Origin of the sequence: Haloarchaeobius marinus (assembly GCF_051207415.1) — an archaeon.
Taxonomy (GTDB): domain Archaea; phylum Halobacteriota; class Halobacteria; order Halobacteriales; family Natrialbaceae; genus Haloarchaeobius.
This window is the reverse complement of record NZ_JBPKGD010000007.1, coordinates 106554-128600: the sequence shown is the minus strand read 5'-3', so window position 1 is coordinate 128600 and position 22047 is coordinate 106554. Positions and strand designations below refer to the sequence as shown.

At 67.6% G+C, this 22047-nt stretch carries 27 protein-coding genes and 1 pseudogene; 11 read left to right on the top strand and 17 right to left on the bottom strand.

Annotated elements, in window-relative coordinates:
* Window positions 1–109: 109 nt before the first annotated feature.
* Together ACSC1W_RS19870 and ACSC1W_RS19865 are read right to left on the bottom strand one after the other, a co-directional pair.
* Complete coding sequence (locus ACSC1W_RS19870) at window positions 110–1222, bottom strand: hypothetical protein (RefSeq protein ID WP_435349525.1); 1113 nt, start codon at window positions 1220–1222, stop codon at window positions 110–112.
* A 58-nt stretch (window positions 1223–1280) separates the two neighbouring features.
* Complete coding sequence (locus tag ACSC1W_RS19865) at window positions 1281–1988, bottom strand: hypothetical protein (RefSeq protein WP_435349523.1); 708 nt, start codon at window positions 1986–1988, stop codon at window positions 1281–1283.
* Between the two features lie 146 nt (window positions 1989–2134).
* On the opposite strand from ACSC1W_RS19865, the gene ACSC1W_RS19860 reads away from it, so the two are divergent.
* From ACSC1W_RS19860 to rbcL, 3 genes are all read left to right on the top strand, one after another.
* A complete protein-coding gene (locus tag ACSC1W_RS19860) occupies window positions 2135–3121 on the top strand; it encodes a Gfo/Idh/MocA family protein (protein WP_435349522.1) in 987 nt (328 codons plus the stop codon).
* An 11-nt stretch (window positions 3122–3132) separates the two neighbouring features.
* Window positions 3133–3945: an HAD-IIA family hydrolase gene (locus tag ACSC1W_RS19855; RefSeq protein ID WP_435349520.1), complete on the top strand. Its 813-nt coding sequence runs from the start codon at window positions 3133–3135 to the stop codon at window positions 3943–3945.
* 87 nt (window positions 3946–4032) lie between these two features.
* Window positions 4033–5301, top strand: coding sequence for a type III ribulose-bisphosphate carboxylase (gene rbcL, locus ACSC1W_RS19850; protein ID WP_435349518.1), 1269 nt, complete (start codon window positions 4033–4035; stop codon window positions 5299–5301).
* Between the two features lie 15 nt (window positions 5302–5316).
* Here rbcL and ACSC1W_RS19845 read toward each other — a convergent pair whose 3' ends face one another.
* From ACSC1W_RS19845 to ACSC1W_RS19825, 5 genes are all read right to left on the bottom strand, one after another.
* Complete coding sequence (locus tag ACSC1W_RS19845) at window positions 5317–6006, bottom strand: class I SAM-dependent methyltransferase (RefSeq protein ID WP_435349516.1); 690 nt, start codon at window positions 6004–6006, stop codon at window positions 5317–5319.
* Between the two features lie 103 nt (window positions 6007–6109).
* On the bottom strand, window positions 6110–6718 hold the full coding sequence (locus ACSC1W_RS19840) for a class I SAM-dependent methyltransferase (RefSeq protein ID WP_435349514.1): 609 nt from the start codon (window positions 6716–6718) through the stop codon (window positions 6110–6112).
* Window positions 6719–6826: 108 nt separating this feature from the next.
* Window positions 6827–7021, bottom strand: coding sequence for a cold-shock protein (locus tag ACSC1W_RS19835; RefSeq protein ID WP_435349512.1), 195 nt, complete (start codon window positions 7019–7021; stop codon window positions 6827–6829).
* A 101-nt stretch (window positions 7022–7122) separates the two neighbouring features.
* Complete coding sequence (locus ACSC1W_RS19830) at window positions 7123–8895, bottom strand: acyl-CoA dehydrogenase family protein (protein ID WP_435349510.1); 1773 nt, start codon at window positions 8893–8895, stop codon at window positions 7123–7125.
* A gap of 90 nt (window positions 8896–8985) precedes the next feature.
* Window positions 8986–9474, bottom strand: coding sequence for a metal-dependent hydrolase (locus tag ACSC1W_RS19825; RefSeq protein WP_435349509.1), 489 nt, complete (start codon window positions 9472–9474; stop codon window positions 8986–8988).
* Window positions 9475–9574: 100 nt separating this feature from the next.
* Between ACSC1W_RS19825 and ACSC1W_RS19820 the strand changes: the two genes are divergently transcribed.
* Entirely contained in the window at window positions 9575–10696 is a 1122-nt protein-coding gene (locus ACSC1W_RS19820; protein WP_435349507.1) for a mechanosensitive ion channel family protein, read from the top strand.
* Between the two features lie 57 nt (window positions 10697–10753).
* A complete protein-coding gene (locus ACSC1W_RS19815; RefSeq protein ID WP_435349505.1) occupies window positions 10754–10876 on the top strand; it encodes a hypothetical protein in 123 nt (40 codons plus the stop codon).
* Window position 10877: 1 nt separating this feature from the next.
* Here ACSC1W_RS19815 and ACSC1W_RS19810 read toward each other — a convergent pair whose 3' ends face one another.
* The 4 genes from ACSC1W_RS19810 to ACSC1W_RS19795 form a co-directional block, all read right to left on the bottom strand.
* On the bottom strand, window positions 10878–11282 hold the full coding sequence (locus ACSC1W_RS19810) for a plastocyanin/azurin family copper-binding protein (protein ID WP_435349504.1): 405 nt from the start codon (window positions 11280–11282) through the stop codon (window positions 10878–10880).
* A 122-nt stretch (window positions 11283–11404) separates the two neighbouring features.
* Window positions 11405–11605, bottom strand: coding sequence for a heavy-metal-associated domain-containing protein (locus tag ACSC1W_RS19805; protein ID WP_435349502.1), 201 nt, complete (start codon window positions 11603–11605; stop codon window positions 11405–11407).
* A 98-nt stretch (window positions 11606–11703) separates the two neighbouring features.
* The gene (locus ACSC1W_RS19800; protein ID WP_435349501.1) at window positions 11704–12180 is read right to left on the bottom strand and encodes an Lrp/AsnC family transcriptional regulator; all 477 of its coding nucleotides are present in this window, start codon (window positions 12178–12180) and stop codon (window positions 11704–11706) included.
* A 170-nt stretch (window positions 12181–12350) separates the two neighbouring features.
* The gene (locus ACSC1W_RS19795) at window positions 12351–12923 is read right to left on the bottom strand and encodes a peroxidase-related enzyme (RefSeq protein WP_435349499.1); all 573 of its coding nucleotides are present in this window, start codon (window positions 12921–12923) and stop codon (window positions 12351–12353) included.
* A gap of 113 nt (window positions 12924–13036) precedes the next feature.
* Between ACSC1W_RS19795 and ACSC1W_RS19790 the strand changes: the two genes are divergently transcribed.
* Window positions 13037–13681, top strand: coding sequence for a uracil-DNA glycosylase family protein (locus ACSC1W_RS19790; protein ID WP_435349498.1), 645 nt, complete (start codon window positions 13037–13039; stop codon window positions 13679–13681).
* Window positions 13682–13701: 20 nt separating this feature from the next.
* On the opposite strand, the gene ACSC1W_RS19785 is transcribed toward ACSC1W_RS19790, so the two are convergent.
* From ACSC1W_RS19785 to ACSC1W_RS19775, 3 genes are all read right to left on the bottom strand, one after another.
* The gene (locus tag ACSC1W_RS19785; protein WP_435349496.1) at window positions 13702–14934 is read right to left on the bottom strand and encodes a DnaJ domain-containing protein; all 1233 of its coding nucleotides are present in this window, start codon (window positions 14932–14934) and stop codon (window positions 13702–13704) included.
* 75 nt (window positions 14935–15009) lie between these two features.
* Complete coding sequence (dinB, locus tag ACSC1W_RS19780) at window positions 15010–16296, bottom strand: DNA polymerase IV (RefSeq protein WP_435349494.1); 1287 nt, start codon at window positions 16294–16296, stop codon at window positions 15010–15012.
* A 56-nt stretch (window positions 16297–16352) separates the two neighbouring features.
* Window positions 16353–17171: an aldo/keto reductase gene (locus tag ACSC1W_RS19775; protein ID WP_435349492.1), complete on the bottom strand. Its 819-nt coding sequence runs from the start codon at window positions 17169–17171 to the stop codon at window positions 16353–16355.
* A 238-nt stretch (window positions 17172–17409) separates the two neighbouring features.
* Here ACSC1W_RS19775 and ACSC1W_RS20950 point away from each other — a divergent pair, with 238 nt between their 5' ends.
* From ACSC1W_RS20950 to ACSC1W_RS19755, 5 genes and pseudogenes are all read left to right on the top strand, one after another.
* Window positions 17410–17523 (top strand): DUF7989 family protein, encoded by a 114-nt coding sequence (locus tag ACSC1W_RS20950; RefSeq protein ID WP_492764730.1) that lies wholly within the window; start codon window positions 17410–17412, stop codon window positions 17521–17523.
* Between the two features lie 232 nt (window positions 17524–17755).
* Window positions 17756–18172: pseudogene (locus ACSC1W_RS19770) on the top strand (HTH domain-containing protein); the annotation flags it as partial.
* Window positions 18172–18378, top strand: coding sequence for a hypothetical protein (locus ACSC1W_RS19765; RefSeq protein WP_435349490.1), 207 nt, complete (start codon window positions 18172–18174; stop codon window positions 18376–18378). The pseudogene ACSC1W_RS19770 and the gene ACSC1W_RS19765, both read left to right, overlap by 1 nt.
* A gap of 154 nt (window positions 18379–18532) precedes the next feature.
* Complete coding sequence (locus ACSC1W_RS19760) at window positions 18533–19408, top strand: CbiX/SirB N-terminal domain-containing protein (RefSeq protein ID WP_435349488.1); 876 nt, start codon at window positions 18533–18535, stop codon at window positions 19406–19408.
* Between the two features lie 2 nt (window positions 19409–19410).
* A complete protein-coding gene (locus ACSC1W_RS19755) occupies window positions 19411–20511 on the top strand; it encodes a DR2241 family protein (protein ID WP_435349486.1) in 1101 nt (366 codons plus the stop codon).
* Here the strand turns inward: ACSC1W_RS19755 and ACSC1W_RS19750 are convergent.
* From ACSC1W_RS19750 to ACSC1W_RS19740, 3 genes are all read right to left on the bottom strand, one after another.
* Window positions 20508–21071 (bottom strand): heme NO-binding domain-containing protein, encoded by a 564-nt coding sequence (locus tag ACSC1W_RS19750; RefSeq protein WP_435349484.1) that lies wholly within the window; start codon window positions 21069–21071, stop codon window positions 20508–20510. The genes ACSC1W_RS19755 and ACSC1W_RS19750 overlap by 4 nt on opposite strands.
* Window positions 21072–21158: 87 nt before the next feature.
* A complete protein-coding gene (locus ACSC1W_RS19745) occupies window positions 21159–21776 on the bottom strand; it encodes a DUF7524 family protein (protein WP_435349482.1) in 618 nt (205 codons plus the stop codon).
* Between the two features lie 20 nt (window positions 21777–21796).
* The gene (locus ACSC1W_RS19740; protein ID WP_435349480.1) at window positions 21797–21991 is read right to left on the bottom strand and encodes a methytransferase partner Trm112; all 195 of its coding nucleotides are present in this window, start codon (window positions 21989–21991) and stop codon (window positions 21797–21799) included.
* Window positions 21992–22047 lie beyond the last annotated feature (56 nt).

The window sequence follows — 22047 nt, the reverse complement described above, 5'->3', positions numbered from 1 at the left end:
AAATATTAAGGTTCGGTGCGATACGGCGACGCGTGCGACCGCCAGCACCGGGCCGTCGGCCAGAACGAGCCCACGTCGCGACGGATTTTCAGAGAAGTCCCGGGACCGTTCACGCCGAGCGAGCGTCGTCGCCGTCGGTCGTCCTCCCGTCGTCCGGGTCCGTCCCGTCGGCGCTGGGCGACGAGACCGAACCAGGGGCGACGATGGGGGCCTCGTCGACGGTCCCGCGGGCGACGATCGGCTCTTCCTCGACCCTGCCCGACGCCGCGATGGGTGGTTCGTTCAGTGCCGGTCCTGCGGGTTCCGATGGGGGTTCGTCCAGCGCCGGGCGTCGTTCCGGTTCGGCCAGTGCCGACGGCGACCGCCCGTCGCCGGTGTTCGTCCCCAGGCCGACGTGTCCAGGTGCGACGATGGGGTCCTCGTCGACGGTCCCGCCGGCGACGATGGGCTCTTCGGCCACCTCGCCGGGGGCCTCTATCGGGGGTTCGTCGAGCGCCGGTCCCGCCGGTTCCGACGGAGGCGCTTCGAGCGCCCGGTCGACCGTCCCGCCTTCGAGTGCGGGCGGTTCGGATTCGGTGGTGCCATCGCCACGGTCGTCCCCACGGACCGAGTGGAGGACGTCGTCGACGCCGACGTCGCTCACGATGCGCTTCGGCCCGCCACCGGGCGAATCGCGGTACGGCTCGAACCTGTGAGCCCGGTCCGGGAGCAGTTCGGACGGGTCGACAGACCGGTCGGCGGGTTGGTCGTCGTGGAGGACGGACCGCCCGTCGATGCTCACGGCCGGCCCGAACTGCTCCCGGACGCCAGCGAGACGGTGCGGTTCCACGACGAGGAACCGCCAGCCACGACCCCGTTCGCCGTCGGCGAGCCGGACGACCCGGTAGTCGTCCGCGAGGAGTCCCTGTTCGACGGCCGCCAGTCTGTCGAGGACGTCGGGGCTGCCGTCACCGAGTGCCTCCGCCGCGTCCTCCCGTCCGGCCGCCGCGAGTGCGACCCGTAACTCGGTCGCGAGCGTCTCGTCGTCCGTACCGGCAGACAGGTCGACGCCCGTGGTCGACCCGGCTAGTCGGTCGAGCAACCGTTCGTATCGCTTCCCGGACGGCCCTGGGTCGAACACCTCCTCTACGGGGCCGTCCGACGTCACCGCTCCCCGGATGTCGTGCTCGTCCAGCCCGAATCCCCGACAGACCGCGACGTACGTGGATGCGTAACCCGTCATTGAGACGTGGTAGCATACGAACACCACCGAGAAAAAGGTAGCCCCGACGTAGCGCCAGTCAGCCGGAGAGGATGGACCGAATCGTGCTCGCGATACCGCCGCCCGAGTCGTCGTCCTCGTCGTCGCCGTCGGCCGCGCTCTCGTCGGCCGCCTCGGTCGACGCCGCCGCCCCGTCGGCGGTGCTGAAGGAGTCCTCACCGTCCTCGAACGTCGCCGACAGCGCCGACCCCTGGTCGAGTTCCGGGTTCTCGACCGCGTCGTCCGTCGACGATGAACCGGTGTCGTCGGCACCGTCGTCCACAGTCGAATCGTCGCCGAACCCCGACCAGGACGAGTCGGACGATTCGGACGCCGACTCGTCGTCCTCCGTCTGCACCCAGAGGAACCCGTCCTCCTTCTTCCGGCCGGAGAGCAGCAGGTCGTCGAGGGCGTCGTCGTCGGCCGCGATAGAGTCGTCGACGACGTCCGCCGGTTCGGTCTCCTCGTCGACGCTCGCGATGATCTCCTCGGGCGTCTGGTCGCTGAGTTCGTCGTACGTGCCGCCGTCGGCCGGGTCGTCGACGGCCTCGTCGCTCAACTGCTGGAACAACTCGCCCGCAGTCGTGTCCTCGATGCCGTCGTCGTCTGTCGATTCCTCCTCGGTCCACTTCGGGTCGTCTCCGGCCGGGTCGTCGTCGTCGGGGCCGGCGAAGAGCTCGTCGATGTCGAGGGTGGACTCGTCACCACCGAGGCGAGACGAACCCGATTCCAGGGTACTGTCGGTCATCGGGGTATTGTAGGTAGGGTCGCGCCCCATACAATTAAATTTTTGCTATCCAGGTAGACCAACTTGAAAACCAAATCGTCATGCGATTTGGGCTTTGGAAACGTAATGCCGACAGGTGTTTTATGCCAGAGAGTGAGGAGATACGTATGCGATTTGGCGTACTTTCGACGGCGAACATCGGACAGAAGGCCGTGATTCCCGGCATCCGCGGGGCCGGTCACGAGGTCGTCGCCATCGCGTCCCGCGACGACGACCGGGCCGAGGCGGTGGCCGCCGATCTCGACGTCGACCGGGCGTACGACTCCTACGAACGACTCCTCGACGCCGCGTCCGTCGACGCGGTCTACGTCCCGCTCCCGAACGCCCTCCACGCGGAGTGGACGAAGCGCGCGGCCGACGCCGGACTGCACGTCCTCTGTGAGAAGCCACTCGCCGTCGACGCCGACGAGGCGCGCGAACTGGGCGACTACTGCGACGACGCCGGCGTCACGCTGATGGAGGCGTTCATGTACCGGTACCATCCCAGGACGGAGCGGGCGGTCGAGGTCGTCGACGGACAACTCGACCGGGTCCGGGGTGCCTTCGCCACGTTCCAGTTCCCGCTCCGGGGCGGACCCGACGACATCCGTCTCGACCCCGACCTCGCCGGCGGGTCGCTGATGGACGTCGGCTGTTACGCCGTCAGCGCACTCCGTACGCTGCTCGGTGAACCCGACCGGGTCCGCGCCAGGGTACTCGATACCCGTGGCTGCGGCGTCGACACGCACCTGACCGGGACGTTCGAGTACGACGGTGCGACCGCGCAACTGTCGAGCAGTTTCGACACGCCGCCGGCGCAGCGGTACCGCGTCGAGGCCGAGAACGGGTGGCTGGAGGTCGACGGCGCGTTCAACCCGGGCGACGCCGACGAACCGCAGTCGCTATCCTACGCCGTCGACGGTCGGACGGTGACGGAGACCTTCGACCCGGTCGACCAGTACGCCGAACAGGTTCGCCACTTCGTCGAGTGCGTCCGGACCGGCCGACGGCCCCGGACCGACGCCGACGAGGCCGTCGCCAACATGCGCGTCATCGACGCGCTGTACGAGAGCGCAGAGACCGGTGCGGCCGTCCCGGTCGAGGCACCTCGATAGCGGACAGGTCGATGACAGACCAAGACCCTCCGGACGTGGACGCAGTCGTCCTCGACGTCGACGGGACCGTCCTCCGCGGCGAGCAGGCGATTCCGGGTGCACCGGCGGCGGTCCGGTGGTTCCGCGACGCCGGACTCGACTGCCTCTTCGTGACCAACAACCCGACGCGTCCCCCGACGGCGTTCGCCGAGCGACTGTCGGCCGCCGGCGTCCCCGCGACGCCCGACGACGTACTGACCTCTGGCGAGATGACGGCCGAGTACCTCGCCCGCGACCATCCCGACCGTCCGACGTTCGTCGTCGGCGAGGACGGACTCCGCGAGCAGTTGCGCGCACACGACGTCGTCCTGACGGGCCGGTGGGACGCGGCCGAGGTGGTCGTCGCGTCCGTCGACCGCGAGTTCACCTACGACGACCTCACCGAGGCGTTCTGGGCGCTCGAAGACGACGACGTCGCCTTCGTGGCGACCGACCCGGACCTCGTCGTCCCTGGGGGTGAGCGCGACGTACCCGGGTCGGGAGCCATCGTCGGTGCGGTGGCGAACGTCGCCGGGCGCGACCCCGAGGCGGTCCTCGGAAAGCCCTCCCCGGGGGCCAGGGCGGTGATCCTCGACCGGATCGGTGTCCCACCGGAGCGCTGTCTGGTCGTGGGCGACCGACTCGACACCGACGTCGCGCTGGGCGCGGACGCCGGGATGACGACCGCACTGGTGCTCTCGGGCGTCACCGGACGGCAAGACGTGGCGGCGAGCGACCACCGGCCCGACTTCGTGGCCGATTCGCTGGCGGCCATCCCGGAGATTCTCGGACTAGGTGACGCGTGAGGACGCCACGGCCCGCAGACCGGGCGTACCACCGGGTAGTACACAGCAAGTTCCAAATAGCTGGCAGGTGAATATTCGAGACTCCCTATGACCGGAATCGAGTACGACGACTTCCTCGACCTCGACTACGAACCGACCGACACCGACCTCGTCTGTGAGTTCACCATCGACCCCGCCACGGACATGTCGATGGAGGCCGCCGCCTCCCGCGTCGCCAGCGAATCCTCGAACGGGACGTGGGCCGCCCTGCACGTCGACGACCCCGAGTTGACCGACCTCTCGGCGGTCGCCTGCGACATCCGGGAGGGTGTCGGCCCGGGTGGCAACGTCACCGTCGCCTACCCCGCCGACCTGTTCGAGGACGGGTCCATGGCGCAGATACTCTCCTGTATCGCCGGCAACATCATGGGGATGAAGGCGGTGGACAGCATCCGGCTACAGGACTGCAAGTGGCCGGAGGCCATCGTCTCGACGTTCCCCGGCCCGCAGTTCGGGTCCAGCGTCGCCAGCGAGAAACTCGACGCCGGCGACCGGCCCGTCCTCGCGACGGTGCCCAAGCCGAAGGTCGGCCTCTCCACGACGGCACACGTCGACATCGCCGAGCAGGCCTGGCGCGGGGGCGTCGACCTCCTGAAGGACGACGAGAACCTCACCGACCAGGACTTCAACCCCTTCGAGGAACGCGTCGAGCGCAGCCTCGACGTCGCACGCGAACTCACTGCGGAGACGGGCGAGAAGAAGGACTACCTCGTCAACGTCACCGCCGAAACGGACGAGATGATCCGACGCGCCGAGTTCGTCCACGACCAGGGCGGCGGGTTCGTCATGGTCGACGTCGTCACCGCCGGGTGGGCCGCCGTCCAGACCGTCCGCGACCACTGCGAGGACATGGACCTCGCCATCCACGCCCACCGGGCGATGCACGCTGCCTTCGACCGGATGGACCATCACGGCGTCTCGATGCGCGTCCTCGCACAGGTCGCCCGCCTCTGTGGCGTCGACCACATCCACACCGGGACCGCCGGCCTCGGCAAACTGGAGAACGAGGACACGCCCGGCATCAACGCCTGGCTCAGGTCCGACCTCTACGGGAAGCGGGACGTCCTGCCGGTCGCCTCCGGCGGACTGCACCCCGGCGTCGTCGACTCGCTCATCGACGCACTCGGGACGGACATCGCCATCCAGGCCGGCGGTGGCATCCACGGACACCCGGACGGCACGGAGGCCGGCGCCCGGGCGCTCCGCCAGTCCGTCGAGGCGTCGATGCAGGGCGTCTCGCTCCGGGAGTACGCCGACGACGGCCACCCCGAACTCGCCGCCGCACTCGACAAGTGGGGCGCAGAGACGCCACGCTGAGGGTCCTCTGTCCGGTCAGTCCGTGAGTCGTGCGAACAGGAATAGCTTCTCCGCCTCCCCGGAGTCTGGGTCCACGAGACGACTCTTCTCCCGGTCGACGTCGTCGCCGACGGCGTCGACCACGCCGACCGTCTCGTACACCTCGAAGCCGGCCGCGTTCAACAGGTCGGTGCTCTTCTCGGGACCGAGGATGTCCCACTCCATCGGCGCGCCGCCGTCGAGCCAGTCGTCGCTACGGCCGACCCAGTCCTCCGTGCCGGTGGTGACGAGGACCACGCCCGCCGGGCGCAGAACGCGCGCGAACTCCTCGTACACGTCGGCGTGTTGCTCGCCGGGCACGTGGATGATGGAGTAGAACGCCGTGACGGCCGCGAAGGAGTCCGCTGCGAACGGGAGTGCGGTCATGTCCCCCTGGGCGACCATGCCCGGAACGACCCGGTTCGCGCGGGTCGCCTGTTCGCGGGAGAAGTCCAGTCCGGTGACCGTCCGGTCGTCGGCGAGGTACTCGAGGACCGTCTCGCCGTCGCCACAGCCGGCGTCGAGGAGCGGGCCGTCGGGCGCGTCCGCCTGGAGTCGGTCGACGAGGACGTCGTTCTCGTTCGGTCCGGTCTCGGCGGCGTACACGTCGGCGAGTTCGTCGTAGCTACGCCTGACGAGGTTTCTCTGGTCGAGCGCTTCGGCAGCCTCGGAGTCGTCTGCTTGCACGTCCGTCCGACGGTGCGGCCGGGTGAAGAACGTTCCTCCCGCCTCGTGCGACGACGGGGATACGTCCGTGGTGGCCGCGGGAGTCACCGGCGTTCGGTAGCGCTCACCGATGCTCGCACAGCACGAACGTCACCTGCTCCCCGAGGCCGTCGGTGACCGTCCGCTCCCAGACGATGTCGAAGCCTGCGTCGTCGAGGACGTCGAGGGTCGACTCGCGACCTGGAGCACTCCAGTACATGTCGACGCCGTCGCGAAGCCAGTCCGAGCGCATGCCGTCCATCGCTCGCCGTGGGACGTTCGTCAGCAGGCGACCGCCCGGCCGACAGACCCGGGCGAACTCGCGGTACACCTCGCCGTGTCGCCGTCGGTCGACGTGGAACACCGAGTAGTAGGCGACGACGCCAGCGACGCTGTCGTCGGTGAGGGGGAGCGCCGTCATGTCACCCTGTACGAGGTCCATCCCGGGAACGGCCTCGGCGGCGAGTCGAAGCTGTACGGCGGAGACGTCCAGGCCGACGACCCGACGTCTGTCGACGAGGTGGTACGCGGTTCGACGCCCGTCGCCACAGCCGACGTCGAGGATGGGTCCCGGGACCGCGAGGCCGTCGAGCAGGTCCGCAAAGAGCGCCGTCTCGGGTCCGTCGACGCGCCGGAACTGGCCGTACGTCTCACCGAGGGCGTCGTACGCCCGCCTGACCGCGTCGCTGTCCATACGGTACCTTGGCGTCCGAACGTCAAAACCGGCGTGCCCGCACGGAGTCGCCACTGGTCGGTCGTGGCGTCGAAAGAATGAATCGCGTGTTAGTCGCGAATTACGAAGTTACGAGCGGACGACGTTCTTGGCCCGGGGGCCCTTCGGTGCGTCTTCGATGTCGAATTCGATCTCCTGTCCCTCTTCGAGGTCCGGTCCGCCAACGTCCTCCATGTGGAAGAAAACGTCCTCGTCCGCGTCCTCAGTCTCGATGAAACCGTAGCCGCCAGTGTCGTTGAAGAAATCAACGGTGCCGTTTGCCATTGCGTCTATCCGAACTGCCCGCGACCGTATAAGGGTTCTGGATTGGATATTAGGGGTGTAGCTACGATATTAAGAGAGGAGCGCGCCGGTGACGACCCGGTTCAGTCGTCGGCGGTGGCGGCGTCGACCAGCGACGCCGGGTCGACCGGGGCGTAGCGGACGACTGCGTCGAAGTGGTCGAGGACGAACCGGTCGCCGTCGGCGATGCCTCGGTCACCGTCGTCCGGCCGCAGGTACCGGTCGACGAAGCGCTCTGCGACGAGTGCAGTGCGTGCGTCGTCCTCGGTGGTTATCTCGTCCTGGCCCTCGGCGAGCAACAGCGCGCCGACGTACACGTCGAAGACGAGGTCCGCGAGTTCCTTGGCCTGCAACTGGGCGTAGTCGGTGTCCTCGGTCGCGAGCGTCGCCATGGCCGACCCGAGGTCGGCGTAGGCGGACTCGACGGCCGCCTTCGACTCGGCGAGGGCCGCGTGGTCGACGCCGTCGAGGTTGGCCTGAATCTCCGCGAGCAGCGGTTCGTGGGCGTCCTCGGAGTCGAGCGCCCTGAGCAGGTCGAGCGAGAGGATGTTCGAGGTGCCCTCCCAGATGGGGAGCACCTGCGCGTCCCTGAGCAGTCGGTGGGTCACGAAGTCGTCGACGTAGCCGTTCCCACCGAGGACCTCCATCGCGTAGGACGCCGTGTCCACCGCCATCCGGGCGGTGCGGTACTTCGCGACCGGGACGAGCGCACGCATCAACCGGTAAGCCTCGTCGTCGCCCGCCTCCCGTTCCGCGAGGACGCGCCCGGCGTCGAACGTGTAGGCCAGCGCCGCCTCGTGGTCGACGGCCATGTCGACGAGGTCGGCCTTCATCAACGGGTACTCCTGGATGGGCGACCCGAACGCCTCGCGGTTGGCCGCGTGGACCTTCGCCTCCAGCAGACACCGACCCATGATGGCACACGAGGCGCTGGCGTTCGAGAGGCGTTCGAGGTTCAGCATGTCGGTCATGTACCTGAACCCGCGCTCCTCCCCACCGACGAGGTAGCCGGTGGCACCCCGGAGTTCGACCTCGCCCGTCGGCACCGAGATGGTCCCGAGTTTGTCCTTCAGCCGTCGGTACAACTGGTCGTTCAACTCGTCGGTCTCGTGGGCGTCACCGACCGTATGGGGGACGAGGAACAGGGACAGTCCCTTCGTCCCCTCCGGGGCGCCGGGCGTGCGGGCGAGCGCGAGCGTCCCCTCGGCGTCGATGTTCGAGCAGAACCACTTCTCGCCCGTGAGTTCGTACTCGTTCCCCTGGACGTGTTCGGCCAGCGTCTCGTTCGCCCCCACGTCGCTCCCGCCCTGTTCCTCGGTGAGGAACATCGCGCCCTCGACGTTCTCGTCGCCGTCGCGTGCCACGAGTCGGTCGTAGTAGGACGACAGTACCTCGTCGTCCCCGTACTTGTCCAGGACGAGTGCGACGCCGCCGGTCATCGACACCGGACAGGTGAACCCCGGGTCGGCGTAGGAGAGCAGGTACTCCATCGCGAGGTGGTGCGTGAGTGGCATCGGTTCGTCCCGGCCGGGGGGTGCCTCGAACGAGTCGGCGACGATGCCGGCGCCGTACGAGATGCGTTCGTTCTCGTACTGTTTCGGATGGTACTCGACGACGTTCTGGACGTCGCCGTACTCGTCGTAGGTGTGTAGCACCGGCCCGTGGTCGTCGACCACGTCCGCGTTGTCCGCGACTTCGTGGCCGACGCGCTCGCCGAACTCCCGGAGGTGGGGTTCGGCCCACTCGTACGCATCGGGGGCGAGTACCCGTTCGACCTCGCGCCGGAAGGCGACGTCCACGTCGAAGTAGTTGACGTGTCGGCCAGCATCGAACCGACCGTAGTCGATGGCGTCCATACGTGGTCGTCTCGCTCGACGACCGAAAAATCATGGTATACATGAACTGAGAGGAACGGATTCGTCGTTTTCGGCGGTCGCCAGCCCCGGTCAGGCGACGCGCCCGCCCGCGACCGCGACCGCGACGGTGACGGCCACCCCGAGCAGGAGCAGGGTCCAGTTCGCCAGCAGGCTCTCGGCCGTCGTCACGTGCAACGAGTAGTTGCGGGACGAGACCGGCCAGAACGGTTCGATACCGGTCGGCGTCAGCACGTCGCCGACGAGGTGGGCGACGATGCCGTACGTTCCGACGCCGAACCCGACGAGGCCGGCGAGCAGTGGGTCGAGTCCCAGTTCCGGTGCGGCGAGGTACCCGGCCCAGCACAGCACGACGCCGACGAGGACGGCGAACGCGAACGTGTGCGTCGGTCCGCGGTGACGGACGAACGGAACCCGGTGGTCGTAGTCCGGGACGCGAGCGAGTCCGAGCATGGCCGCGCCGCCGAGCAGCGCCAGCCCCGGTGCGCCCAGGACGAGCAGCAGCAAGCCGACAGGTGCGTAGAGGAGCAGCGAGACGCCGTAGTGTCCGGTACGGTACATCTACCGGGAGTACGCCGTCTCGCCCCTCGAACGTTTCGGCGGTCGACGAGGCCGACGACCGGGTCGGAACGTAGAAGCGTCACCCCATCGTAGACGGGCCATGTTCGCAGGGCTTACCGACTTTCTCTCGGCGTTCCCGCTCTGGCAGCGAACCGCGCTCGTCCTGGGCATCTCGCTCGTGGCGGCGGTGGTCATCGAGACCGTCGTGCTCAGGGTGGCGCGACGGTTCGTCAGGGGGACCGAGAGCCTGGTCGACAACATCGTCGTCGACGAGTTGCGCGTCCCACTCGTCGTGACCGCGGCGCTCGCTGGCGTGTGGGTCCTCACGGACCCCGCACAGACGGGGTCCACCGGTACCGACGTCTTCGGACAGGACGAACTCAGGATGTTCTTCGGCCAGCCCTCGGCGTCGGTCATCGTCCTCGTCTGGGCCCGGTCGCTCAACAACATCGTGAACCGGGTCGTCGAGGAGGTCCAGGACGGCGGCCGATACGACTTCGCGCCGGTGTTCTCGAACGTCTGGACGCTCGTGGTCCTCGTCGGCGCCACGTTCTTCCTGCTCGACGTCTGGAACCTCGAGGTAACGCCCCTGCTCGGCGCCGCCGGGGTCGCCGGTATCGCGGTCGGGTTCGCGGCGAAGGACACCGTGGCCAACTTCTTCGGTGGCCTCGCACTCTATTTCGACGACACGTACAAGATCGGCGACTACGTCGTCCTCGACACCGGCGACGCCGGGACCGTCGTCCGGGTCGGCATCCGGTCGACGACGCTGCTCACCCGCGACGAGGTGATGGTAACGGTGCCCAACTCGGTGCTCAACTCCGCCCGCATCATCAACGAGTCGGCACCCAAACGACGGAAGCGAATCAGGGTGCCCCTCAGCGTCGGGTACGGCACCGACCTCGACGAGTTCGAGTCGGCGGTCCTCGACGTGACCGGGGACGAGTCGCTGGTGAAGGACTCCCCCAGACCACGGATGCGGTTCCGTCGGTTCGGGGACTCGGGACTGGAGTACGAACTGCTGTGCTGGGTGACGAGTCCGAACCGCGAGCAGAAGGCCCGCCACAGCCTGAACCGGGGCATCTACCGGGCGCTGCTCGACGCGGGCATCGAGATGCCGTTCCCGAAGCGGGACGTCCGGGTTGCCGTCGACGCGGCGGACCGGGACGTCGACGAGACCGTGACAGACCCGCCGGAACTGTCGACCGGCGAGGGCGACTGACGGGAACCGCTCGACGGAAGGGACAACTCGAAGTGGATTCGGACCGTCGGTCGGGGTATGGCGAGCATCGTCGGCGTCCTCTACGAAACCTTCGGCTCCTTCCTCATCCCCGCGACGCTGTTCGCCGTCGGCGTCGTCGGGTACGCCATCCTGGTCTGGCTGAATCGCATCGAACTGTAGCCTACTCCTCGACGATTATCTCGCCCTGCATGCCCTGCGCCCGGTGTGGGGAGCAGTAGTACGTGTAGGTACCCGGTACCTCGAACGTGTAGCTGTAGACGTAGCCCTCGTCGAAGGTCTGGCTCTCCCCGCCTTCGGTCCCCGGCCAGTCCGCGCCGTCCGGTTGGCTCTCGACGACGACGTTGTGAGTGTTGCTGTCCCACTCCCAGGTGACCTCCGTCCCGGGCGAGACGGTCAGGCTGTCGGGTTCGAAGACGAACGTGTTGTCCGGACCGACGATGACCGTGTTCTCCGGCACCTCGTCGTCGTCACCGCCGCCACCGCCCAGGCATCCGGCGAGGGCCGCGGGGAGGGCTGTCGCTCCGATACCGAGCAATCGTCGTCGCGAGAGTCTCTCATCAGCCATCTGTGTTTCGCCCTCGTCACCCAGAAACGAAAAAGACTGTCATCGTGGTCGGGGCCGCGTGTGGGACCACTGGTCACTACCGGCTGACCGCGTTCGTCGGGTCGGTGACGGCGACACGCCGGCTACACCGGTTCGGCCTCGTAGCCGGCCATGCGAATCTTCTCGATCACCTCGTCAACCGAGACGTCACCGTCGATGGTGACCTCCTGCTCTTCGATGTCGGTCTCGACGGACTCGACGCCGTCAGCCATACGAACGGCCTTCTCGACGACCTCCCCGTGGGTTTCGTACGTCATCCCACTGACGCGGATGCGCGTCGTCATAGCCACCCATGCGTCGTGCCCACATAGAACAGTTTTGGTCGCGGCCCGGGACGGGGTGGCCGACGGGGACCGGTTCTGACGCCCCGCGCAGCACACGACTACTGTGTGACCTGGCGTTCGAGTTCGTCCGGGTCGGGGCCGGCGACGTTCGGGTGCCACTCCTCTTCGACCAGCAGGCTGACGTCGTACCCCTTCACGAGGGTGAGGTCGACGCCGGACGCGAGGAGGTCGCGCACGTCGCCCTGCTGGACGTTCGCCTTGAGGATGGCCCGCGAGTCGGCCGTCACGAACACGTGTTCGACGTCGTCGAGGTCGGCGAACCGGTCGACGAGCGAACCGTCGACGGTCGGGGAGAGTTCGACATCGACGAGGACCGACACCCCGTCGGATATCTTGGAACTGTCCACGTCGACGGTGAACCGCCGGATGATGCCGACGCTCCGGAGTCGGTCGATGCGGTCGGAGACGGTCGGCGGCGACACGTCGACGCTCTCGGCGATGTCGCTGTACGTCCTGCTCGCGTCTTCGAGGAGGAGCCGGAGGATGTCCAGGTCGGTCTCGTCCAGGTCGCGCATGTCAGTCTATGGTGTGTTGTCCACCATACACCTTTCGACATAGTTTGGTCCTGATTGGTCGATAAATTAACGTGAGGCTGTAGTTGTGTATCGGTGCGGCCACGGCAGGAGGTCGTGCTCGGACGCAGACAGGAACGCCTCTCGACTGCAACTCGGATAGCCACCTGCTGTCACCGTCCCATCGTGTGGAACTCGTGATTCGGGCGCATGTCGGCGAGGTGGGCCATCCTGTTCGACAGGTTGAAGAACGCTGCGACGCTCCCGACGTCCCAGATGGCCTCCTCGGAGAAGCCGTGGTCCCGGAGGCGCTGGAAGTCGTCCTCGTCGACCGTCTCCGGATGTTCCGTGAGGTCGACGGCGAAGTCGAGCATCGCGAGGTGTGCGTCGTTCAGGTCGGCGGTGCGGTGGTTGGCGACCAGCTGGTCGGCGAGGTAGGGGTCGTCGGCGTAGATTCGGACCAGTGCCCCGTGGGCGACGTTGCAGTAGTAGCAGTCGTTCGCGCCGCTGACGGCGACGACGATCATCTCTATCTCCTCTCGTTCGAGGTCGGTGTCCTCGACCAGCGCGTCGTAGTACTGGAAGAACGCCCGGAAGTGCGACGGCTTGTAGCCGTACGCGAGGAACACGTTCGGGACGAATCCTGCACGGTCTGTCTCTTCCTCGATACGTTCGCGGAGGTCCTGAGGGAGGCTTTCGACGTCCGGAACTGGGAATCTCGTCATCGCTGGAGCGTCGTCGCTCATAGGTCGAGCGACGGCCCGACGCGGTATCAATCGTTGGGGCCGGACGGTCGCGGGTCGGGGTCCAGTCACTCGAAGTCGAGAAGATTAAACGGGCCTCTGTCAAATCCAGTTGCGTGGAGAACGTTACCGACAGGGTGTCGAATCCGTTCGGGATGCGACCGCCCGAGGAGTATCCGCCCGTCGACGATGGACCCGACGCGGTCTACGGGTACGGCGACGCGAACGCGGACTTCTACGTCGTCGGTGCCAACCCGACCGTCCACGGCGGCGAGACGACCGGCGTCCCCTTCACCGAGACAGTGGGTGCGCGACGGCTACAGCGCGTCCTGCACGACGTCGGATTCCTCGCCGAACCGTACAGCGACCGGCCCGACGCCGACAACCTGTTCGTGAGTTATCTGTTCATGCCGCGACTCCCGAACGGACGGTCCCCCGACGAAGGCGACTACGAGACGATGGAGCGCTTCTTCGACGCGGAGTTCCGGGCCATCAACCCCCACGTCGTCCTGCCGGTCGGTGCGACGGCCATCGACCGGGTCCTCGAATCGTACACGACGCTCCGGCGGAAGTTCACGGTCCCCATCGACGAGGACGATGTCCACGCGACGGAGGCCAGGGGTCGGGGCTTCCTCGTCGTCCCGGTGAAGGAGCCAGCGAACTGGACGGTGGAAGACGAGGCGGCACTCCGCGACCGTCTCACGGCGATCTTGAACTCGGACTACCGACAGACGAAGGGCGTCTCGACGATCGTCGGCTAGCCCGGAACGGCGGCGTCGGTTTACAGCTTCGCGGTTATCTTCGGACGAACGAACGCGCTCAGCAGCAGGACGACGACCGAGAGGACGGGGAGGGCGAGCGTCACCAGGTCGACGTACAACTGCGGGGCGACGCCGGCCAGGTCGAGGACCAGACCGAGTACCGGTGCCGAGACGCCGACGACGTAGAGGTAGGTGGGCTGGAAGTGGAAGGCGACCCGTGTGTGCCGGATGATGACCAGGTAGACCAGGGGCATCACCACGATGCCCGCGAGGAGGAACCCGCCGAACGCGACTGCGCTGACGGTCGCCGCGAGTGCGACGCCCACCGTCTCGTTGATGCTCACCCACTTGTAGGGGTATCTCGCCCGGACGGCACGGTTCAGGCCGAACGCGAGGACCGTGACCACGACCACTCCGGCGAGCGCCGCGTACCACTGGCCCCTGGGTAGCGGTGGCTCCGCCACCAGTGCGCCCTCCTCGGCGATGAACGCCGCGGGCTGGGCGAGTCCGTAGCGCCCCTCCCCGACCGCGGCCTGCAGGGCGGCCGTGTCGGTACCCGCCGCCACGAGTCGGTCCAGCAACCGGGAGAAGGCCGTGCCGTAGGCCACCACGAACTGGAGCAGGCCGACAACGTACAGCAGTGCAGCCGACAGCATGAGGGGCCACCCGAGGGCGAGGCCGTTCCACCAGTCGAACAGCGCGTTGTCCGTCCACCCCGACGTCGACGGACTCGACGCCGACCGGGTGGTGCCGTCTATCCAGCGCGAGATGCGTTCCCAGCCGGTGGACGCGCCCGCCGAACCGGTCGAGGACGTCCCGGACGAGGACCCGGCGGTCGAGGAGGACGCGCCCCTCGTGGACGACGAGGTCGTACTCGACGTAGAGCGCGAGCGCGAGTGCGAGGACGTCGCGTGGGAGCGAGACCCGGACGAGCTGTCGCGGGTCTGTCGTGACTGCGTCGACCGACCGTCGTCGCCCGTGCGAGCCCAGATGTCGCCGGAGGGGAAGCCCCCGATGCGCTTTGCGACGTAGTCTCTGTGGCCGAGTCGGTCGTAGGCGTTCCGCTCGGACGAGTCCTCGAGGGTCTCGTAGGCCTTCTTCAGCGCGTTGAACTGGGCGGGGGCGTCGGGGTCGTCGTTGAGGTCCGGATGGTACTCGCGGACCTTCGTCCTGAAGGCTTGCTTTACCTCCTCCTGGGACGCGTCCTCGTCTATCTCCAGAAGGTCGTAGAAGTCGATATCGTCGTCGGACATTGGTGGGCGGTGTACGTCTGTCCGGGATTCAGGTGCCGGAGCATATAAGTTCCATTGGCCGACGCCGACGCGTCCTCAAAAATCGGAGAGCGACGACTGCCCGCCTTCGGTCGACTCGTCGTCCGACCCGGTCCGGTGACGAGTCCGGACGTCGGTCTCGCCGGCCGCCCCGTCAGCGACGTCCTCGCGCCCCTCGTACGAGTCGAGACTGGCCTGCTGGCGCTCCGTAAACGAGAGGTTCGACACGCGGACGCCCACCTTCCTGACGGGTGCGTCCTCGAACTCCTCGAACAGTTCGAGGGCGGTGTCGACGACGAGGGACGGGTCGGCCACCGGGCCCGGAAGCGAGCGTTCGCGCGTGTTCACGTCGAACGGCGGTTCGACCGCCTTGATACCTATCGTCCTGTAAAGTGCGCCCTCGCGGTCGGCCCGGTCAGCTACCGCCTCGGCCAGCGTGCGCACCTGGTCGTACTTCGGTTCCGGGTCCGTGACGGCGTCGCCGAACGCCGACTCGCGGGAGAAACTCTTCGGCAGTCCCCGGGGCGTCACCGCCCTGTCGTCCCGGCCCCGCGACCGGTCCTGCAACTCGCGGCCGCGCTCGCCGAACCGGTCCACCAGTTCGGCCCGGTCGGCGACGGCGAGGGCCCCCGCCGTCTCGACGCCCATGTCCCGGAGCGTTCGAGCGGTCACCGGGCCGACGCCGTGTATCTCCTCGACCGGAAGCGGGTCGAGGAACGACTGGAGGTCCCCTGGCGGCACGACGACGAGGCCGTCCGGTTTGTCGTGGTCGCTCGCGACCTTCGCCGCACTCATGTTCGGCGCGACGCCGACGCTGGCGACGACGCCGACCTCGCGCTCGATTCGCTGTTTGACGTGTCGTGCGAACCCCTCGGCGACGCTCCACCCGGTGCGGTCGGTCACGTCGAGGTACGCCTCGTCGATGCTGACCTCGCGCACGGTGTCGGCGCAGTCGTGGAGTATCGCCTTCACGTCGGCGGCGACCGACTCGTAGAAGTCGAGGTCGACCGGTCGGTAGAACGCCGTGCCGTCCCCGTCGGCCTCGTCGGCGTCGGCCCGGCGGGGGAGTCGGTCGAGCGCCGTCGTGATTGCCTGGGCGCTCTCGACGCCGTACTCGCGGGCCTCGTAGCTCGCGGTGGCGACGGCACCCGTGTCGTCACCCGGTTCGTAGCCCATGCCGACGACGAGCGGTTCGCCGCGGAGTTCCGGTTCGCGGAGGCGTTCGCAGGCGGCGTAGAAGCAGTCCATGTCGACGTGGAGGACGATCCGGTCGCGCTCGCCGCCTGGCTCGACGCCCGGGAGGCGCGCCTCGGTCGGTCGGGGGTCGTCGCCGGGGTCCGGCATCGATCGTCTCTGGGTAGGGGTGTGGTCGGGTTGAACGTTCCGGGCCGCCCGTCGTCCTACAGGCCGAGCGTCGCCTTCGCGAACGCCAGTCCGTTCCTGATGGGACTGGGCCGGGCGATGCGGTCGAGTTCGTCCCGGGTCAGTTTGAAGTCGAAGATGTCGACGTTCTGCTCGATGTGTGCTCTACTGCTCGACTGCGGTATCGCGACCACGCGCTCGTGCTGCGTCGCCCACCGGAGCGCGACCTGGGCCGGCGTCTTGTCGTACTTCCGCCCGATGACCCGGAGCACGTCGTCGTCGAGGATGCCGCCGGTCGCCAGGGGGGAGTACGCCGTCAGGAGCACGTCGGAGTCCTGGCAGTACCGGAGGAGTTCCCGCTGGGGTTTGAACGGGTGGAACTTCACCTGGTCCGTGAATATCGGTTCCGGAGAGACGCGCTGGGCTTTCATCAGGCGCTTCTTGGAGAAGTTCGAGACGCCGACGCGATGCACGTCGCCGCGTTCGACGAGGTCCGCCATCGCCTCCATCGTATCCCGGAGGTCGACGAGCGGGTTCGGCCAGTGGAGCAACAGCAGGTCGAGGTAGTCGGTGTCGAGGCGGTGGAGGCTGTCCGCCACCGAGCGCTTCAGATTCGACGGCGAGAACCGGTCCGGTCGGACCTTGGTCGTGAGGAACACGTCCTCGCGGTCGACGTCGGAGTCGTGGATTGCGTTGCCGACGTAGCGCTCGTTGCCGTAGGCCTGGGCGGTGTCGACGTGCCGGTAGCCGGCGGAGAGGGCCATCTTGACGGCGGCGTAGCACTCCTGTCCCGGTAGTTGCCAGGTCCCGAAGCCGATCTTTGGGACCGACGTACCCTGGAGGGTCTCGTACTCCATGGATGCGCGTTCGGCGGCCGCGTGCATAGGCCTTCACACTCCCCCGCCGGGAGCGTGTGTGTGCCGTAGCCGCCCGAGACCGTCGCCGCTCTCCGTGACCCACCCCTCGATTCGCCCCGGCGGCGTTCTGGGGACGCGGGTAACCGCGAGGCAGATATAAGGCCCTTATATGGTACTGATTCTTATAGGTATGTGCAAGAAACCTTCTTATACGGGTCGCGTGGTACAGGCTATCACGATGAAGGACGACAAGCGAACGATGAAAGACGTCAGTCACACGCCACCGAACGGAGATACCGTCACGAACGTCTGGGAACGCGGCGACGAGATACCCGAGGAAGACGAGGAGTAACCCGCAGGTTCTACCGTTCTCCCCGGCCAACAGCGGTGCCACCGCCGGTCGGGTGGTTACCAGATATATAGATTGTCGATGCGAGATACGTTTGTGCAAAACATTACCAACCGTAGTAACGTTTTAGCTTCGAAACGTGGCCCCAATCCACGACGACCCCGACAGGGAACGGACAGCAGAGCTGTGGGTCCGGTCGCACGCGCCGTTCGGCGTCTAATCCAGGCGGACGACCGTACTGGACTCGCTCGAAACGCTCGCGTCCGACGACTACTTCGACGACGTCCGAGCGCGCCTCTGGGGCAAGCGCGTCGGACGGTCGACGATGGCCGCCCAGACCGAAGAGGGTGCCGAGATACTCGACCGCGTCGCCTCGTTCCGGGAGTGGGCGCAGGAACGCGACGCCAGCCTCGGCGGCTTCTTCCCGACCCGGGAGCTCCGGTCCCAGGTCGTCGACGAATCGTACCGGGTTCAGGAGCTACCCGTCCTCGCACTCGCCGAGTACGAGGGTGGGGACGTCGCCTTCGTCACGCCCTCGGTCGTCGACGGGAGCGTCGTCACCGTCGAGGACCGCGTGGCGACGCTCGCCTCGGTGGAGGACAAGCGGGCCGACGGACGGGGTCGCCAGCACCTCGCGACCGAGGTGCTCTGATGGCGGTGTACGTCGCCTCGAACGGCCAGTACTACACCGCCTCGGAGGTCGTCGAACGCTTCGAGTCCGGTCGGTGGACACCGTGCATGTGGGCCGAAGAGACCGGGCGGCAACTCGTAGAGACGCCCCCCCAGGAACTCCTTCTGCTCGTCCCGACGGAGAACGTCGACTTCAGCGACGCGTTCCGGTCCGAACCGGTGACGTGACCACGCGAGGGTCGGAGTCGACGGCACCGTCGGCGCGAGCGTCGTCCGACTGCGACCCGTGGGGTACGCCGACCGAGAGATAGAGTTGCCGGGACTGGAACGAGAATTTCCGACAGACGAAGTCCCTAAGGCCGTCCCCTCCTGAGTCGTTCGTATGCAAGCGCTGGTCATCGTGGCCCACGGGTCACATCTCAACCCCGAATCCAGCACGCCGACCTACGCCCACGCGGACACGATACGCGAGGCCGACGCGTTCGACGAGGTTCGCGAGGCGTTCTGGAAGGAGGAACCGAGTTTCCGCGACGCCCTCCGGACCGTCGAGTCCGACGAGGTGTACGTCGTCCCGCTGTTCATCAGTGAGGGCTACTTCACCGAGGAGGTCATCCCCCGTGAACTGCGACTCGACGGGTGGGAGACCGACCTCTGGGAGTCCGACGGCACGAGCGCGACACAGGCGACGCTCGGGGCGGGCGACGTCGACAAGACGGTCCACTACTGCGGCCCCGTCGGGACCCACGACTCGATGTCCGACGTCATCGTCAAGCGGGCCGAGACGGTCACCGGCGACGAGTCGGTGGGCGACGGGTTCGGCCTGGCAGTCGTCGGTCACGGGACCGAGCGCAACGAGAACTCCGCGAAGGCCATCGAGTACCACGCCGACCGCATCCGGGACCGCGGCCGGTTCGACGAGGTGAAGGCGCTCTACATGGACGAGGAACCCGAGGTGGACGACGTGACGGACTACTTCGAGAGCGAGGACGTCGTCGTCGTCCCGCTGTTCGTCGCCGACGGGTACCACACCCAGGAGGACATCCCCGAGGACGTGGGGCTGACCGACGACTACCGCGAGGGCTGGGAGACGCCGGCGGCGGTCGACGGTCACCGCATCTGGTACGCCGGCGCGGTCGGCACCGAGTCGTTCATGGCCGACGTGGTCCTGGAACGGGCCCAGGAGGCGGGCGCAGACGTGGCCACGGCGCTGGAACGGGTCCGCGAGGCGACCGGCGGCGTGCCGACTGCGGGGGACTGACGATGGCGGTGACCGACGACGCCGTCGAGGTCGACCAGTTCGACGACCTCGTCTCGGCGGTCTCGAACGCCCCCGTCGACTTCGACGGCCTCGAGGTGCGCTACGAGGACGACGGCTACGTGTTCGAGGTTCCGGACCTCCACCGCGAGCACCTCTCGACCGAGGAACTCGAACAGGTGTGTCGCGCCAACGCCGACTGGGTTACCAACTGGCACTTCTGGAACCGGGTCGTCGGCGGCGAGGGGACGGCCCGGCGCGACTTCCTCCGGTGGCTGGAGGCCGCCGACGAACTATCCGTCCCGGCACGCTACGACGCGATGCGCGACGGCGGCATCCACCACGAGTGGGGCGAGGTGCTCGTCACAGTCGACCTCGGCGAGGTCGGCTACCGGCGCTTCGAACTCCGACACGTCGACGACGCCGACGCCGACCGGGCGGCCCTCGTCACCCACGACGAACCGCGCGACGCCCGCGACCTGGCGAAGTTCGACGACCGGGGGCGCTACAGACCCCTGAAGACCGCCCCCTCCCTGGTCGACGGCTGGGTCCTCCCCGACCTGACCAGCCGCGAACTCGTCGATGCGCTCGGGTTCGTCTACCCGGCGACCGTCGAGAACTGGCACCGCGAACGCAGGGGGAACCTCGACGTGACCCACTGGCGCGAGACTGCAGCACGCCAGACCGGTATCTACGACGTTGTCGACGAACTCCCGCGCGAGGCCGTCGAGTGGGTCACGGAGGCGGCCTGCGTCGACTCCCAGTGCCTCAAGCGCCGGGAGTGGCAGTACGACGAGGACGACCACCTCGACACGCCCGGCGGTGACGGCGCGTTCCCCTGTCGGGAACCCTGTTCGCTCGTCGTCGCCGCGGCCCGCAAGTGGACGACACTGGAGGAGGAACCCGAACGGACCTACGAGTTCGACCTCACGCCGAGCGAGAAAGCACAGCTAGAGGACATAGTCGACGCCGTCGCCGACGGCCGCGTCGACGAGATTCGCGAAGCCGACGTCTACGAGGGCGCGAACCGGTACCGGGCACGCTACCTGCGTGCGAAGCGCTTCGACGACGACGGGAACCTCTGCGGCGTCGAGACGGACGACTAGCCGCTCGTCCGCCGCGACCGCCCGAGGCGCTCGACGACCAGCTCGCAGTGTGACCCACCTTCCTCGCGACACCGCCGCCGACTGAGTCGGTACTCCTCACCGAACGCGTCGCCGACGCCGTCGACGAGTCCCCGGACGACCGAACAGAGCGGGTACTCCGAGTGGTACGCCAGGACGACCCTGTCCTGGTCGAGACGCGCCGTACTGACCCACCTCCACTGGACCTCCCCCACGTGGCCCGGAAGTGCGGTCGCCAGGTGGTCGTCGACGCTGGTCAACAGGTCGAGACCGGTGCGCTCGTGCCGACAGTAGGCGTCGTACGTCTCGAGTAGCGTCGATGCGAACTGCCGCCCGAACCGTCGCTTCAGCGTCGCAGGGTCGGCCCCCGTCTCGCGCGCGAGTGCCGAGACGATGGCGTACGCCTCCGTGTCGGGGTACTCCTCGAGCGGGATGTACAACCCGCGACTCGTGTTCGCCCGTTCGTTCACCGCACCCCACGTGTCCGTGCCGTAGCGTTCCTTGATGTGGTCTTTCAGCCCTTTGAGTACGATTCCGTGCATCGTTTGGGGGGTCGTGCGGCCGGTTGGTTCCGTCAGAGCCGCGCCTACATGGAAGTCGCGACCCGACTTGAAACTGTAGCACACACCTTAGCGAATAAGCACGACCATCGCGACGACGACGCCGACGAGTACCGACGCGACGCCGAGGGTGACGACGGTGCTGTCCGCGACCACCGTGGCAGCCAGGGCGACGAGGAGCGCGACGCCAGCGAGCCCCAGCACGGGCGCGTCGTTCCGGTCCGGGAACAGGTCGGTGACCCGCCCGGCGCTGAACCTGTCGACGTCGACCCCGCCGATGCCGAATCGGCCGTCGTCGTCGTCGTCCGTTGCAGGGGGAGACGCCGCACCGTCCCGCTGCTGGGCCACGGCGGGCGAGTTCGCGGGGTCCCGAACGGTCATCGGCAACTCGGCTTCCTCTGCACCGTAGGCGGTCACGAACTTGAGCCGGCCCGAAACCGGCCGTGGACCGTCGGTCACGTCGACGCGGAACCGGGTTGTCGACTCCGTCTCGACGTAGTGATTCGTCTCGGAGAGCCTGGCGACCCGGGACAACGCGTCGTCGACGTTGCAGTGGACGTGGGCGGCGCGCCCGTGGTTCCGCAGTTCGACGTGGAACGGGCCGACGGTGTCGAACGCTTCGACCGCTGGCTCGACGCTGTGCAGGCCCTTACGGCTGACGTCGACGACGAGTGTGTTGGGTGCCATTCGAGTTCCGGAAACGGCGGTTACGCCGGGACGTCGTCGCGCATGTCCGGCGGCAGCATGTTCGGAACGCCCTCTTCGATGGGGTAGGTCTCGCCACACTCGGTGCAGGTGAGCGTGCCCGAGACGATCTCCGTCTCGTCCTCCGTCTCGACGGTGAGTTCGAGTTCTCCTTTGTCCATCGGACAGCACAGGATGTCCATCATGGATTCTTTCATACCCGCACCCTCGTCCACGGAGAGCAAAAGGCTTCGGGAACGTCAGACGCACGTCT

Excerpts from the sequence above, each read along its gene's own strand:
- rbcL (WP_435349518.1), top strand. The coding sequence starts at position 4,033 with ATGACCGGAATCGAGTACGACGACTTCCTCGACCTCGACTACGAACCG.
- ACSC1W_RS19775 (WP_435349492.1), bottom strand. The coding sequence starts at position 17,171 with ATGGAGTACGAGACCCTCCAGGGTACGTCGGTCCCAAAGATCGGCTTC.
- ACSC1W_RS19765 (WP_435349490.1), top strand. The coding sequence starts at position 18,172 with ATGGCGGTGTACGTCGCCTCGAACGGCCAGTACTACACCGCCTCGGAG.
- ACSC1W_RS19755 (WP_435349486.1), top strand. The coding sequence starts at position 19,411 with ATGGCGGTGACCGACGACGCCGTCGAGGTCGACCAGTTCGACGACCTC.
- ACSC1W_RS19805 (WP_435349502.1), bottom strand. The coding sequence starts at position 11,605 with ATGACGACGCGCATCCGCGTCAGTGGGATGACGTACGAAACCCACGGG.
- ACSC1W_RS19860 (WP_435349522.1), top strand. The coding sequence starts at position 2,135 with ATGCGATTTGGCGTACTTTCGACGGCGAACATCGGACAGAAGGCCGTG.
- ACSC1W_RS19830 (WP_435349510.1), bottom strand. The coding sequence starts at position 8,895 with ATGGACGCCATCGACTACGGTCGGTTCGATGCTGGCCGACACGTCAAC.
- ACSC1W_RS19795 (WP_435349499.1), bottom strand. The coding sequence starts at position 12,923 with ATGAGCGACGACGCTCCAGCGATGACGAGATTCCCAGTTCCGGACGTC.
- ACSC1W_RS19750 (WP_435349484.1), bottom strand. The coding sequence starts at position 21,071 with ATGCACGGAATCGTACTCAAAGGGCTGAAAGACCACATCAAGGAACGC.
- ACSC1W_RS19815 (WP_435349505.1), top strand. The coding sequence starts at position 10,754 with ATGGCGAGCATCGTCGGCGTCCTCTACGAAACCTTCGGCTCCTTCCTC.
- ACSC1W_RS19820 (WP_435349507.1), top strand. The coding sequence starts at position 9,575 with ATGTTCGCAGGGCTTACCGACTTTCTCTCGGCGTTCCCGCTCTGGCAG.
- ACSC1W_RS19865 (WP_435349523.1), bottom strand. The coding sequence starts at position 1,988 with ATGACCGACAGTACCCTGGAATCGGGTTCGTCTCGCCTCGGTGGTGAC.
- ACSC1W_RS19855 (WP_435349520.1), top strand. The coding sequence starts at position 3,133 with ATGACAGACCAAGACCCTCCGGACGTGGACGCAGTCGTCCTCGACGTC.
- ACSC1W_RS19740 (WP_435349480.1), bottom strand. The coding sequence starts at position 21,991 with ATGAAAGAATCCATGATGGACATCCTGTGCTGTCCGATGGACAAAGGA.
- ACSC1W_RS19810 (WP_435349504.1), bottom strand. The coding sequence starts at position 11,282 with ATGGCTGATGAGAGACTCTCGCGACGACGATTGCTCGGTATCGGAGCG.
- ACSC1W_RS19785 (WP_435349496.1), bottom strand. The coding sequence starts at position 14,934 with ATGTCCGACGACGATATCGACTTCTACGACCTTCTGGAGATAGACGAG.
- ACSC1W_RS19800 (WP_435349501.1), bottom strand. The coding sequence starts at position 12,180 with ATGCGCGACCTGGACGAGACCGACCTGGACATCCTCCGGCTCCTCCTC.
- ACSC1W_RS19760 (WP_435349488.1), top strand. The coding sequence starts at position 18,533 with ATGCAAGCGCTGGTCATCGTGGCCCACGGGTCACATCTCAACCCCGAA.
- ACSC1W_RS19825 (WP_435349509.1), bottom strand. The coding sequence starts at position 9,474 with ATGTACCGTACCGGACACTACGGCGTCTCGCTGCTCCTCTACGCACCT.
- ACSC1W_RS19835 (WP_435349512.1), bottom strand. The coding sequence starts at position 7,021 with ATGGCAAACGGCACCGTTGATTTCTTCAACGACACTGGCGGCTACGGT.
- ACSC1W_RS19840 (WP_435349514.1), bottom strand. The coding sequence starts at position 6,718 with ATGGACAGCGACGCGGTCAGGCGGGCGTACGACGCCCTCGGTGAGACG.
- dinB (WP_435349494.1), bottom strand. The coding sequence starts at position 16,296 with ATGCCGGACCCCGGCGACGACCCCCGACCGACCGAGGCGCGCCTCCCG.
- ACSC1W_RS20950 (WP_492764730.1), top strand. The coding sequence starts at position 17,410 with ATGAAGGACGACAAGCGAACGATGAAAGACGTCAGTCACACGCCACCG.
- ACSC1W_RS19745 (WP_435349482.1), bottom strand. The coding sequence starts at position 21,776 with ATGGCACCCAACACACTCGTCGTCGACGTCAGCCGTAAGGGCCTGCAC.
- ACSC1W_RS19870 (WP_435349525.1), bottom strand. The coding sequence starts at position 1,222 with ATGACGGGTTACGCATCCACGTACGTCGCGGTCTGTCGGGGATTCGGG.